This is a genomic window from Stenotrophomonas sp. NPDC077659 (genome assembly GCF_050268705.1).
GTDB lineage: Bacteria > Pseudomonadota > Gammaproteobacteria > Xanthomonadales > Xanthomonadaceae > Stenotrophomonas.
In genome coordinates, this window is record NZ_JBNNHG010000111.1 from 1 (window position 1) to 13,206 (window position 13,206).

Consider the following 13,206-nt stretch of genomic DNA (forward strand, 5'->3'; position numbering starts at 1 on the left):
CCAGCCGCTGCACCACCTCGGCATTGCTGTAGGAGGTGGTTGGCCAGAACAGCAGCGCCCACCACGGCTGTGGTGGCAGAAAGAAAACGCCGACGTCCGGTGTTGACTGGATCGTGTACCCCATCGTTGGCCATCCGGCACTCCGATATTGATTAGGTAGCTTTAAGGCTGCCAGCGGATCCGGTGGGGGCCAGAGCCGCATTGAATCATGGGCGAGTGTAGCGGAACCGTCGCGCGCCACACAACGCATTGCAACAACATTGAATTGCGGGGTCGCCGGCCAGCGGCCGGCACTACCTTTTCCAAGGTGTGCCGACCAACGGTCGGCACCTACTGGTGACTCAGGGCGGTGCGGTAGCGGTCGGCCAGCTGGCCGACGCGGCGCACGTAGTACTGGGTTTCACTGTACGGCGGCACGCCACCATGGCGGTCGACCGCGCCTTCGCCGGCGTTGTAGCCCGCCGCGGCCAGGGTCAGGTCGCCATTGAAGCGCTTCAGCAGCCACGCCAGATACTGCACACCGCCGCGGATGTTCTGGCCGGCATCGTAGGAATCGCTGACGCCGAAGCGTGCGGCGGTCGGTGGCATCAGCTGCATCAGGCCCTGCGCGCCGGCGCGGCTGAGCGCGGTCGGGTTGTAGGCCGACTCGGCATGGATGATCGCGCGCACGATGGCCTCGTCCACCCCGAACTCGCGCGCGGCCGAGGCGATCTCGGACTGGAACGAGGTGGTGTTGAGCCGCACCGTGCCGAAATCGACGCGCGGGTTGACCCCGCACGCAAAGCAGCGCTCCATGAAGCTGTAGCGGATGGTGCGCACGGGGCCCAGATTGGCCACCTGGGTCGGGCGTGCACTGGTGTAGTGGCGCACCCCGTCCTGCATGTAGGAATAGACCTGGCCACTGACCATACGGCCACCACGCGAGGCAGTGGATGCCTTCGCCACAGCGAGGGCCGGGCTGGCGGCACTGGCGGCCACGGCCACCGGATTGCGCTCGGCACTGGCTGTTTGGGTGGGGGCCGGGGTGGCGCTGGCGCTCTGCACCGGCGCGGCGGCCGGTACCGCACGCGGCGTGGCCGGGCGGCGGGTATCGCGGCTGTAGCTGATGGCGCTGCAGCGCGCGCCGGACACACGCTTGCTGACGTAGCTGGTGACGCCGTCCGCACCCAGGCACTTGAACAGGGTGCCGGCGCTGGCCGGCGCAGCGGTCAGCGCAGCGATGATGATCGCCGTGGTCCCCAGTATCCCCTTCATGGCGGCGAGTGTCCCAGCTTCGCTCCGGCTTGCCAAGCCGCGGGGCTCAGTCTGTGACCGGCGGCACGGCCAGCCCCTGGGCCAGCCCTGCCAAGTGCTGGGCCAGTTCATCGCGCAGTTCCGCCGGCGTGGTCCATAACGCGACCGGCAGCCGGTCCAGGCTGAGGATCCGGGCCAGCATCATGCCGCGGCTATCTGCGTCCTTTCGCAGGATGCAGTGATCGGCAGCGTCAGGCTCCAGCGCCCCGCACCAGGGCGGAATGCGCCCTTCCAGTTCGGCCTGGCTGGCGGCCTAGCCAGGCATGGCCTGGCTCTACTGGGCCGGCGGAGAGCCCGGAATTCCAGTAGATCCACGCCATGGGTGGATGACGCGCCCGCCGCGCCTGCGGGAGGGAACGCAGCCAGGCATGGCCTGGCTCTACTGGGCCGGCGCACGCTCGAGGATGCGGGTAGAATTGCCCGCTTTCCCGCCACCCGAATGGATTAAGCGCCATGACCGGGACGCCAGACGTCTTTCCGCCCGCCCCGGGCGGCACCCCGCTCGTTGCCCTGCCCACTGGTCCGCGCAAGCCCGACCAGGTCAAAGGCAAGCTCTACATCAAGACCCACGGTTGCCAGATGAACGAGTACGACTCGGCCAAGATGGCCGACGTGCTTGCCGCCAGCGATGGCCTGGAACTGACCGATACCCCGGACGACGCCGATGTCATCCTGGTCAACACCTGCTCCATCCGCGAAAAGGCGCAGGAAAAGGTGTTCAGCCAGTTGGGCGTGTGGAAGAGCCTGAAGAACAAGGGCCGCGAAGTCATCATCGGTGTGGGCGGCTGCGTGGCCTCGCAGGAAGGCGAAGCCATCATCAAGCGCGCGCCGTTCGTGGACCTGGTGTTCGGCCCGCAGACCCTGCACCGGTTGCCGGAACTGATCCGCGCCCGCCGCGAGCAGAAGCGCCCGCAGGTGGACATCAGCTTCCCCGAGATCGAGAAGTTCGACCGCCTGCCGGAACCGCGCGCAGAGGGTGCCTCGGCCTTCGTCTCGATCATGGAAGGCTGTTCCAAGTACTGCTCGTTCTGCGTGGTGCCCTACACCCGCGGCACCGAAGTCAGCCGCCCGTTCGAGGACGTGGTGGTGGAAGTGGCGCAGCTGGCTGCCCAGGGCGTGCGCGAGATCAACCTGCTCGGGCAGAACGTGAACGCCTATCGAGGCCCCTACGGTGACGGCGAATTCGCCGACCTGGGCCTGCTGATCCGCACCATCGCCGAGATCGACGGCGTCGGCCGCATCCGCTTCACCACCTCGCATCCGCTGGAGTTCAGCGACTCACTCATCGACGCGTTCCGCGACGTGCCTCAGCTGGCCAATTTCCTGCATCTGCCGGTGCAGGCTGGCAGCGACCGCGTGCTGTCGGCAATGAAGCGCGGCTACACCGCACTGGAATTCAAATCGAAGATCCGCAAGCTGCGCGCGGTGCGCCCGGACATCTCGATCAGTTCGGATTTCATCGTCGGCTTCCCCGGCGAGACCGATGCGGATTTCGAGAAGACCATGAAGCTGATCGAGGACATCGGCTTCGACCACAGCTTCTCCTTCATCTACTCGCGTCGCCCGGGCACCCCGGCGGCCGATCTGGAGGACACGATCAGCGATGCGGAAAAGCATGCGCGCCTGTCGCGTCTGCAGGAACGCATCAATGCACACGCCGCCGGCATTTCTGAAAAGATGGTCGGCACCGTGCAGACCGTGCTGGTGGAAGGCCCATCGCGCAAAAACCCGAACGAGCTGACCGGAAAGACCGAGAACATGCGTTCGGTGAACTTCCCGGCGCCGGCGCGACTGATCGGCCAGTTCGTGGACGTGGTGATCACCGAGGCACTGACCAACTCGCTGCGGGCGCGGGTGGTGGCGGAGTAAGGGCAAGGTGTGCCGACCAACGGTCGGCACCCACCGGGGATCCGACCCCGCTGGCCCCTTTGGCACATTTTTCACCAGCGCTTCACAACCCTTGCCGCGCAGGCACCGCGAGCACTTGTCCACAGGTTTCTTCGGCGCCGATCCACATCCGGTGTGGAGAACTGTCGCCCCGCCCGTCCGCGCGCTACCCTTGTCGTCCCTGGGTCCATCGCGGTGGACGGCGAACCCGCCCCACCCCATGCAATGAAAAGCATCGAGCATCGAGATTTCACCCTGTCGCCGGAAGACAACGAGCGGCTGGCCAACCTGTGCGGTCCCTTCGACGGCCACCTGCGCCAGATCGAGCTGAAGCTCGGCGTGGAGATCGCCAACCGTGGCTTCGTGTTCCGCATCAGCGGGCCTGACGAAGCCATTGTCGAGGCGCAGAAGCTGATCGAAGCGCTGTACGTCGAAGCGGCCGAGACCACCTTCGACAGCCACGCCATCCACCTGCGCCTGGCGCAGGCCAACGTCGAGCAGATCGCCGAGCGCTCCTACGAAGCGCAGGACGTGGCGATCAAGGTCAAGCGCGGCACGGTGCGCGGCCGCGGCGCCAACCAGGGCCGCTACCTGCACCAGATCGCCACACATGACATCAACTTCGGCATCGGCCCGGCCGGTACCGGCAAGACCTTCCTGGCGGTGGCCAGCGCGGTGGAGGCCCTGAACGAATCGCGCGTGCAGCGGCTGATCCTGGTACGCCCAGCGGTGGAAGCCGGCGAGAAGCTGGGCTTCCTGCCCGGCGACCTGAGCCAGAAGGTCGACCCCTACCTGCGCCCGCTGTATGACGCCCTGTACGAAATGATGGGCGTGGAGAAAGTGGTCAAGCTGCTGGAAAAGAACGTCATCGAGATCGCGCCGCTGGCGTACATGCGTGGGCGCACGCTCAACGATGCGTTCGTGATCCTGGACGAGGCGCAGAACACCACCATCGAGCAGATGAAGATGTTCCTGACCCGCCTGGGCTACGGCTCCACCGCGGTGGTCACCGGCGATCTGACCCAGACCGACCTACCCAAGCACGTGAAGTCGGGCCTGCGCGATGCGATCGACGTGCTGCGCGATGTGGAAGGGGTCAGTTTTACCTTCTTCGAATCGCGCGATGTGGTCCGCCACCCGCTGGTCGCGCGCATCGTCAGCGCCTACGACCGCCGCGACCTGCATCAGCTCAAGCCGGGCGCCGAATAACCGTACGCTGCCGTCGCTATCCCGCACAGGGGGTGCCATGTTTCGTTGCTCCCTGATCCTCGCGGCAGCGCTGGCGGCAGTGCCGACGGCCGCCCCCGGCAGCCGGACCTGTCCCTGCACCGGCTGCACCGCGCCGCGCCAGGTCGGGCCGTGGCGGGTGGTCAACCATCGACTACGACGCGGGCGACTGGACGTCGCAGCAGGACGCCACACGCGCGATACTGTCGCCTCTCAGATCTGAATGCCGGAATTGTCATGACCAAGGGCCCCGTCCGCCTCGATGTCGCCATCAGCTACGCCCTGCCCCGCACCGGCCTGCCGGCGGCAGTGAGCTTCCGCAAATGGGTGGCCGCGGCCCTGAAGGGCCGTATCCGCGAAGCCGACCTTGCCATCCGCGTGGTCGATGCAAAGGAAGGCCAGTCGCTGAACCGGCACTACCGCGGCAAGGACTACGCCACCAACGTGCTCAGCTTTCCGGCCGAGGTGCCCGAAGGCCTGCCCAAGGGGGTGAAGTTCCCCCTGCTGGGTGACCTGGTGATCTGCGCGCCGGTGGTGGCCCGCGAGGCCGACGAGCAGGGCAAGGCCTTGAACGCTCATTACGCGCACCTGACCGTGCACGGCGTGCTGCACCTGCTGGGCTGGGACCACGAGGACGACAAGGAAGCCGAGGCGATGGAACAGCTGGAGCGCGAGATCCTGGCCGAGCTTGGCATCGACGACCCGTACGCGGGCGAGCGCTGAACGCGATCCCGCGGTGGCCTGCGCCCCATACCCTGGACCGGACCGTGCTGCCGGCCAGCGGCCGGCACTACCCTCGCGCGATCATGTTGCGCAGATCCGCCTGACATTCCGCCGAGCATGGGCTCGGCACTACAACGGAGCCCCCTTCGTGCTGCTGCGTTCTGCCCTGCCCCTGCTGCTTGCTTCCCTTGCCACCACGGCAATGGCCGCCCCACTGGACCTGCCTGCGCTGATCGAATGCCGCCAGGGCGTGGCCGACCATGCCGCGCTCGCCCCTTTGCTGGCCGACCCGCTGAAGGCGGTGGCCCAGGGCCTGCAGCCGTTGCCGCAGGGCAACCAGTTCATGACCGAGTTCCGCCTGGCCAACCCCGTCACCGTATTCGGCCAGCAGACCGAACGGGTGGCCCTGGCCGGTGCCAGCATCATGGCCATACTGGACCAGGCCGATCCGCACCCGCTGGCCAAACGCCTGCAGCTGGAAACCGGCTATGACCAGGACGGCAAGTTCATGGCCGGCCGCGAGGTAGTCAGCCGCGACGTGACCGATCCCGTGACCGGCGAGGCCCAGATCGAGTCGATCATCCTCAGCGTGTCCACGGTGACCAGCCACCCCGGCAAGACCCTGGCCGGCTGCACCTACAGCCTGGACCTGCCGGCCGAGGACGAGGTTCCGGGCGGCACCGACGGCGGTCACTGAAAGCCGCCAACATCCTGCTAGACTGGGGACAACGCCCGGCTTGCCGGGTGCCCTTTTTCCAGAGATGTCTGAAGACGACAGTAGCAGCTCCTCCCAGGAGCCCCATGAAAAGAAGCGCGGCTGGCTGGAACGCCTGACCTCCGCCTTCTCCGGCGAACCCCATACCCGCGACGAGCTGGTCGCTGTCCTGCACACCGCGCAGGACGAGGGTCTTATCGCCGCCGATACCCTGAAGATGATGGAAGGCGCCATTTCGGTGGCCGAGCTGACCGTGGGCGACGTGATGATTTCGCGCTCGCAGATGGTCTCGCTGCCGGTCGAGGCGCCCTTCCTGGACCTGATGAAACAGGTCGTCGAATCGGGCCACTCACGCTTCCCGGTGCACGGCGAAAACAAGGACGACATCCTTGGCATCCTGCTGGCCAAGGACCTGCTGCGCGGTGTGGTGGCCGACAACGGTCCAGCCAACGTGCGCGAGCTGCTGCGCCCGGCGGTGCTGATCCCCGAGGCAAAGAAGCTCAACGTGCTGTTGAAGGAATTCCGCCTGTCGCGCAACCACATGGCGATGGTGGTGGACGAGTACGGCGGTGTCGCCGGCCTGGTCACCATCGAGGACGTGCTGGAGCAGATCGTCGGCGAGATCGACGACGAGCATGACGAGGCAGAAGATCAGTCGGCGCAGATCGCCATCCAGGCCGACGGCCGCTACGTGGTGGATGCGCTGACCGCGATCGGCGATTTCAACGAGCGTTTCGGTGCCACGTTCTCCGACGAGGACTACGACACCATCGGCGGCCTGGTGACCGAGGCCATCGGCCATCTGCCGGAGGTGGGCGACGAGCTGGCACTGGACCGCTTCATGTTCCGCGTGGCGCGCGCCGATGCGCGCCGGGTGCAGGCCTTCCATGTGACGGTGCTGCCACCGGACGAGCAGGACAACGCTTGACGCGCCCGGGCCTGATCCTGAGCGTATGGCTGGCACTGTGCGTGCTGGTCACGGCGCTGCCGCAGGCGGCCTTCGCGCAGGCGATGCCCGTCGCGCCGGCCGCCTCCGCCGCCATGGCGCCGGAGGCTCCGGCACCACGCATCGGCGTGGTGACCATGCAGCCGGGCACGGTGTTCTTCGAACGTTTCGGCCACGATGCCATCGTGGTGCTCGACCCGGTCAGCGGTGAGGCGATCTCGTACAACTTCGGGTACTTCGATCCGTCCGAGGACGATTTCATCAGCCGCTTCGCGCGCGGCGACATGATGTACTACCTGGTGGCACTGCCGCTGCAGCAGGACCTGTCGTACTACGACCAGACCGGCCGCGGCGCCAGCGTGCAGTGGCTGGACCTGCGCCCTGACCAGGCCCGTACCCTGGCCAACGGCCTGGCCGAGCGGGCCAAGCCGGAGAACGCGCGCTACCACTACGACTACTACACCGCCAACTGCGCCACGATGGTGCGCGACACCCTCGACAAGGCACTGGGCGGCGGGCTGCACGCGCAGCTGTCCGGGCGCTCGCGTGGCAATACCTACCGCAGTGAATCGGTGCGCCTGGCCTCGCCGGCACCGTGGATGTGGCTGGGCTTCGACCTCGGTCTCGGACCGTTTGCCGACCAGCCGCTGTCGCGCTGGCAGGAAGCCTTCGTGCCGATGCGCCTGGCTGATGCGTTGCGCCAGGTGCACAACAGCGAGGGGCGCCCACTGGTGCAGAGCGAGCAGGAACTGCTGCCACACCGCATCGCCGCCGAACCCAAGGAGTTCGCCCGCCGCTGGTGGCCGTGGCTGCTGTGCGGCCTGGTGATCGCCGCGGGCGTGCTGGCACTGCGCAACCGCCCGCGCCTGCTGGCCGGCATTGCCCTGCCGTTCTGGCTGCTGTGCGCGCTGCTGGGTGGCGTACTGGTGTTCCTGTGGGGTTTCAGCATCCACTACGCCGCCTGGGCCAACCGCAACCTGCTGCTGCTCTCGCCGCTGGCAGTGCTGCTGGTACCGGGCGCCATCGCCCTGCTGCGCCGGCGCGTGCCCGGGCGCATGTTCAGCATCGTGCTGTGGCTGTTGGCCGCACAGTCGGTGGCAGCGCTGGTGCTGCATTGGCTGAGCCTGCAGGCGCAGTACAACGTGCAGTGGATCGTGCTGCTGCTGCCGCTGCATGTGGCGCTGGCCTGGGTGCTGGCGCGCCGTCCTCACTTGTCCGAAACACCCCGCTGACGCACGATGGCGGGCATGTCATTGCCCGCCTCCGCTTCCGCACCCGCTTCGAACAATCCCGCCTGCGTCATCAACTGTGTCCACTATGATGACCAAGGCAAGCGCCACGACATCAGCCTGGATGCCATCAGCGATGTGATCGCCAGTGGCAATGGTTTTGTCTGGGTTGGCCTCTTCGACCCCAACGACGATGTACTGCTGAAACTGCAGGAAGAATTCTGCCTGCACGACCTGGCCATCGAGGATGCGCGCAACGCGCACCAGCGGCCGAAGGCCGAGGCCTACGGCAATTCACTGTTCGTGGTGATGACCACCGCGCAGATGGTCGACGAACGCATCCAGTACGGCGAAACCCACGCCTTCCTCGGCCCACGCTATCTGGTGACCGTGCGCCACGGTGCATCGCTGTCGTACGCCCCGGTGCGCGCGCGGGTGGAACGCGAACCGCAGCTGCTGACGATGGGGGCTTCGTACTGCCTGTATGCCGTGGCCGATTTCGTGGTGGACAACTACCTGCCGATCACCATCCGCTTCCGCGACACACTGGAAATGCTGGAGAAGGATATCTTCGCCGAGACCTACAAGCGCAGCACGGTGACGCGCCTGTACGAGCTCAAGCGCGAACTGAACAAGATGCGCATGGCGGTGGCACCGCTGCAGGACGTGCTGGCGCAGTTGCGCCGCTACCAGGGCGACTTGATTCCCGACGAAGTGAAGCTGTACGTGCGTGATGTGCACGACCATGCCGCGCGCATCAGCGACGTGATCGATACCCTGCGCGAGATGCTGGGCACCGCGCTGAGCGTGAACCTGTCGCTGGTGACGCTGGCGCAGGGCGAGACGGTGAAGCGGCTGGGTGCGTGGGCGGCCCTGCTGGCAGCACCGACCCTGATCACCAGCTGGTATGGCATGAACTTCAGCCACATGCCGGAGCTGAACCAACCCTGGGCCTACCCGGCCATGATCGTCGGCGTGGGCTGTGTGTGCGTGGGGCTGTACCGGTTGTTCAAGCGCGCGAAATGGTTGTAGGGCACCGCGTGGGTGGACGATTTCTGTAGAGCCGAGCCCATGCTCGGCTGCTTTTTGCCAAGTACAGCCGAGCATGGGCTCGGCTCTACACAGGCGACCGCATCAAGCCACGTAGACGGTCTTGATGTTCATGAACTCATGGATGCCGTGGTCGGCCAGCTCCCGACCGAAGCCGGACTGCTTGCTGCCGCCGAACGGCAGTCGCGCGTCGCTCTTCACGATGGCGTTGACGAAGGCCGCGCCGCACTCCAGGTGTTGGGCGAAACGCTCGCCACGCACCGGGTCGCCGGTCCACACGCTGCCGCCCAAGCCGAAGCGGGTGTCATTGGCCACGCGCAGCGCCTCGGCTTCATCGCTGACCCGGATCACCGCAGCCACCGGGCCGAACAGCTCTTCGTCGTAGGCCGGCATGCCCGGGCCGACCTGGTCGAGCACGGTGGCCGGATAGCCGGCATGCGTACCGGCAATGGGCTCGCCACCGATCAGCACCCGCGCGCCCTTGGCGACGCTGGCCTGCACCTGCGTGTGCAGTTCGTCGCGCAGGTCGGCACGCGCCATCGGCGCCAGCGTGGTGTCGCGCTCTTCAGGGTCGCCATACTGGCGCTCGCCCGCCGCTTCAACAAAGCGACGGGTGAACTCATCGGCCACGGCCTCGACCACGATGAAGCGCTTGGCCGCGATGCAGGTCTGCCCGCTGTTGTCGAAGCGCGACTTTACGGCCGCGGCCACGGCCTTGACCAGGTCGGCATCCTCAAGCACCACGAAGGCATCGCTGCCCCCCAGCTCCATCACCGATTTTTTCAGCTGGCTGCCGGCGTTGGAAGCGATCGAGCGCCCTGCCCTCTCACTGCCGGTCAGGGTAACCGCCTTCACCCGTGCGTCGCGCAGCACCTCGGCCGCCTGGTCGTTGTCGATGTGCAGTACGTCGAATACGCCGGGCGGCAGGCCACCGTCACGGCACACCTCCAGGATAAGGTCGGCGCACTGCGGCACATTGCTGGCGTGTTTGAGCAGGGCCACGTTGCCGGCCATGAACGCCGGGGCAAGGAAACGGAACACCTGCCAGATCGGGAAATTCCACGGCATCACCGCAAACACGCAGCCGATCGGTTCGTAGCGCACGTAGCTGCGCTGCGCTTCGGTATCGATCAGCTGCGGCTTGAGGTAATCGGCGGCATGTTCGGCGTAGTACTCACAGGCCACCGCACATTTTTCGACCTCGGCCAGCGCCTCGGCCTTCAGCTTGCCCATTTCGCCGGTCATCGCCTGCTGCAGGTCGTCGCGGCGTGCGCGCAGCTGGGCGGCGATCTGCTTGAGGATCGCCCCGCGGTCCTGCAGCGAACGTTCGGCCCATGCCGGGAAGGCATCGGCGGCAGCCTGCAGGCGCAGCTCGATGTCGGCAGCGCCCATCAGTTCATGGCGGTAGGTCACCTGGCCGCTGGCCGGGTTGACGATTTCGACAGTCATGGGGGATCTCCATCAGACAGGCTCCCATTGTGCGCCCGCGGTCGTGAGCCGGATGTTGCCGCCGCATGGTGGCGGCGTCCTGGCCTCAGCCGTTGTCCTGGCGGGCCAGTTGCAGATCCCGCTGCCGACGCTTCTCGGCACGGGCGTTGATGTACCAGCCGATCACCGCGGCGATCGACACCGCCGACACCAGCAGGGTGGCCAGTGCGTTGATCTTGGGGCTGATGCCCATCCGCACCGACGCGAACACCTTCATCGGCAACGTGGTTGAACCCGGTGTGGCGACGAAGCTGGCCACCACCACGTCATCCAGCGACAGGGTGAAGGCCAGCAGCCAGCCCGCTACCAGCGCCGGGGCGATGATCGGCAGGGTGATGCGACCAAACACGGTCAGCCGGCTGGCGCCCAGGTCCATTGCCGCCTCTTCCAGCGACAGATCCATTTCCTGCAGGCGCGAGGACACCACCACGGTGACGAAGCACAGGGTGAAGGTGACGTGGGCGATCCAGATGGTGGTCAGGCCACGCGCGGGGAAACCGGGAATCGCGCCCATCGAGGCCAGCAGCGCCATCAGCGAGAAGCCGAGGATCACGTCCGGCATCACCAGCGGTGCGGTCACCAGCGCACCGAACAGCGGCTTGCCGCGGAAGCGCTTGAAGCGGGTCATCACCATCGCCGCCAGCGTGCCGAGCACGGTGGACGTACAGGCGGTCCAGAATGCCACTACCAGGCTGGTCCACATCGCATCCATCAGCGCACGGTCGGCGAACAGATCGCTGTAGGCGCGGGTGGAGAACCCGGCCCAGACCATCGCCAGCCGCGAGCTGTTGAACGAGTAGAACATCAGCAGCAGGATCGGCAGGTACAGGAAGGCGAAGCCGAGCAGCAGCACGCCCAGCCCCAGGCCCTTGGCCGTACGCGGGCTCATGCCTGCTTCCCTTCCAGCAGGCGCTGCTGGGAACGGTTGAACCAGAGGATGGGCACCAGCAGCAACAGGATCATCGCCACCGCCATCGCCGAGGCCCCGGGCCAGTTGCGGTTGTTGAAGAATTCGTTCCACAGCTGGCGACCGACCATCAACGTTTCCGAGCCGCCGAGCATTTCCGGGATCACGAACTCACCCACCGCCGGAATCATCACCAGCATGCAGCCAGCGATGATGCCCGCCTTCGACAACGGCAGCGTGATGCGCAGGAAGGCCTGCCACGGCTTGGCACCGAGATCGTAAGCCGCTTCCAGCAGGCGGTGGTCATGCTTGACCAGGTTGGCGTACAGCGGCAGCACCATGAACGGCAGGTAGCAGTAGACGATGCCGATGTAGGCCGCCGTCGGCGTGTCGATCAGCTGCAGCCTGGGCAGGCCGATGCTGGTCATCAACGACTGCAGGCCGGTGAACTGCAGGAACTGGTCGAGCAGGCCGTTGCGGTCCAGGATCGCTTTCCACGCGTACACCCGGATCAGGAACGAGGTCCACGACGGCAGCACCACCAGCATCATCGCCACATTGCGTGCGGCCGGCGACATGCGCGCGATGGCGTAGGCCATCGGGTAGCCGATCAGCAGGGTGAGGAAGGTGGAGATGGCCGCAATCCTGATCGAGCTGAGGAAGGCCTGGGCGTAGATCGAATCGCGGAACAGCGCCAGGTAGTTTTCCAGGTTCAGCTTCAGCGAGAACGCGCCATCGACGTACTGCAGCAGCCAGGTGTACGGCGGCGAGCCGACCCGGCTGTGCGAGAAGCTGATCATCAGCACGATCAGGAACGGCACCGCGAAGAACAGCAGCAGCCACAGATAGGGAACACCGATGACCGTGGCACGCGTGCCCGGCAGCCAGCGCTTCAGGCCCGCCCTGCTCATGAGGTCAGTACCACGCCATCGTTGTCGCGCCAGTGCACCCACACCTCGTCACCCCAGGTCAGGCCATCACTGGCCCAGCGCTGCGAGTTGGCGAAGTTGGCCAGCACCTTGGCACCGCTGGGCAGGCGCACGTGGTAGACCGAGTGGCTGCCGAAGTAGGCGATGTCCTCGATGACGCCCTGCGCCTTGTTGGTATGCCCCTCCGGCTCGTCCTTGCCGATCATGACCTTCTCCGGGCGCAGCGCGAACGCGACCGGCTGCCCTTCGTAGCAGGTGATGCCGTGGGCGATGTAGACCGGCGCCGGGAACAGCGGCGAGCGCACGGTCACGTATTCGGGCAGATCCTCGTCGATGACGCCCTCGAACAGGTTGACCGAACCGATGAAACCGGCCACGAATCGGTTGGCCGGCTGCTCGTAGACTTCATCCGGCTTGCCGACCTGCTGGATCCAGCCGGCATCCATCACCGCGATGCGGGTGGCCATGGTCATGGCCTCTTCCTGGTCGTGGGTGACCATGACGCAGGTCACGCCGGATGATTCGATGATGCTGACCAGTTCCAGCTGCATCTGCGAGCGCAGCTTCTTGTCCAGCGCGCCCATCGGTTCGTCCAGCAGCAGCAGCTTGGGCCCCTTGGCCAGCGAGCGCGCCAGCGCCACACGCTGCTGCTGGCCACCGGACAGCTGGTGCGGCTTGCGCTTGCCCAGGTGGGCCATCTGCACCAGGTCCAGCATCTCGCCCACACGCCGGCCGATCGCGTCCTTGGCCAGGCCGTCCTGCTTCAGGCCGAAGGCGATGTTCTGCTCGACCGTCATGTGCGGGAACAGCGC

Annotated in this window: 13 protein-coding genes; 7 read left to right on the forward strand and 6 right to left on the reverse strand. The window is 66.3% G+C overall.

All coding sequences use genetic code 11. From position 1 onward, the window contains the following. Nucleotides 1–330 precede the first annotated feature (330 nt). Nucleotides 331–1,254, reverse strand: coding sequence for a lytic transglycosylase domain-containing protein (locus ACQKDV_RS14420; protein WP_427784557.1), 924 nt, complete (start codon nt 1,252–1,254; stop codon nt 331–333). Nucleotides 1,255–1,300: 46 nt separating this feature from the next. Then, a complete protein-coding gene (locus tag ACQKDV_RS14425) occupies nt 1,301–1,438 on the reverse strand; it encodes a hypothetical protein (protein ID WP_427784558.1) in 138 nt (45 codons plus the stop codon). Nucleotides 1,439–1,746: 308 nt separating this feature from the next. Between ACQKDV_RS14425 and miaB the strand changes: the two genes are divergently transcribed. The 7 genes from miaB to ACQKDV_RS14460 all read left to right on the forward strand — a co-directional run bounded on the left by miaB (nt 1,747) and on the right by ACQKDV_RS14460 (nt 9,052). Next, entirely contained in the window at nt 1,747–3,162 is a 1,416-nt protein-coding gene (gene miaB / locus ACQKDV_RS14430; protein ID WP_367381888.1) for a tRNA (N6-isopentenyl adenosine(37)-C2)-methylthiotransferase MiaB, read from the forward strand. A gap of 243 nt (nt 3,163–3,405) precedes the next feature. Beyond that, a complete protein-coding gene (locus tag ACQKDV_RS14435) occupies nt 3,406–4,389 on the forward strand; it encodes a PhoH family protein (RefSeq protein ID WP_427784560.1) in 984 nt (327 codons plus the stop codon). 255 nt (nt 4,390–4,644) lie between these two features. Beyond that, nucleotides 4,645–5,130 carry an rRNA maturation RNase YbeY gene (ybeY, locus tag ACQKDV_RS14440; RefSeq protein WP_313438572.1) on the forward strand — a complete coding sequence of 162 codons (486 nt, stop codon included), beginning with the start codon at nt 4,645–4,647 and terminating at the stop codon, nt 5,128–5,130. A gap of 151 nt (nt 5,131–5,281) precedes the next feature. Beyond that, nucleotides 5,282–5,827 (forward strand): hypothetical protein, encoded by a 546-nt coding sequence (locus ACQKDV_RS14445; protein WP_427784574.1) that lies wholly within the window; start codon nt 5,282–5,284, stop codon nt 5,825–5,827. 64 nt (nt 5,828–5,891) lie between these two features. Then, the gene (locus ACQKDV_RS14450) at nt 5,892–6,773 is read left to right on the forward strand and encodes an HlyC/CorC family transporter (RefSeq protein WP_427784562.1); all 882 of its coding nucleotides are present in this window, start codon (nt 5,892–5,894) and stop codon (nt 6,771–6,773) included. Further along, nucleotides 6,770–8,023, forward strand: a complete 1,254-nt coding sequence (locus ACQKDV_RS14455) for a DUF4105 domain-containing protein (protein ID WP_427784564.1) — start codon at nt 6,770–6,772, stop codon at nt 8,021–8,023. Before ACQKDV_RS14450 ends, ACQKDV_RS14455 begins: the two co-directional genes overlap by 4 nt. A gap of 6 nt (nt 8,024–8,029) precedes the next feature. Beyond that, nucleotides 8,030–9,052 carry a magnesium and cobalt transport protein CorA gene (locus ACQKDV_RS14460; protein WP_427784566.1) on the forward strand — a complete coding sequence of 341 codons (1,023 nt, stop codon included), beginning with the start codon at nt 8,030–8,032 and terminating at the stop codon, nt 9,050–9,052. Nucleotides 9,053–9,154: 102 nt separating this feature from the next. Here the strand turns inward: ACQKDV_RS14460 and ACQKDV_RS14465 are convergent, their stop codons facing one another. From ACQKDV_RS14465 to ACQKDV_RS14480, 4 genes are all read right to left on the reverse strand, one after another. Beyond that, entirely contained in the window at nt 9,155–10,519 is a 1,365-nt protein-coding gene (locus ACQKDV_RS14465) for an NAD-dependent succinate-semialdehyde dehydrogenase (protein WP_427784567.1), read from the reverse strand. An 85-nt stretch (nt 10,520–10,604) separates the two neighbouring features. Continuing rightward, the gene (locus tag ACQKDV_RS14470) at nt 10,605–11,447 is read right to left on the reverse strand and encodes an ABC transporter permease subunit (protein WP_427784569.1); all 843 of its coding nucleotides are present in this window, start codon (nt 11,445–11,447) and stop codon (nt 10,605–10,607) included. Beyond that, nucleotides 11,444–12,376, reverse strand: coding sequence for an ABC transporter permease subunit (locus tag ACQKDV_RS14475; protein WP_427784571.1), 933 nt, complete (start codon nt 12,374–12,376; stop codon nt 11,444–11,446). The genes ACQKDV_RS14470 and ACQKDV_RS14475 overlap by 4 nt, the downstream gene beginning before the upstream one ends. Further along, nucleotides 12,373–13,206 (reverse strand): ABC transporter ATP-binding protein (locus ACQKDV_RS14480; protein ID WP_427784572.1); only part of this gene is annotated, 834 nt, incomplete at its 5' end. The genes ACQKDV_RS14480 and ACQKDV_RS14475, both read right to left, overlap by 4 nt.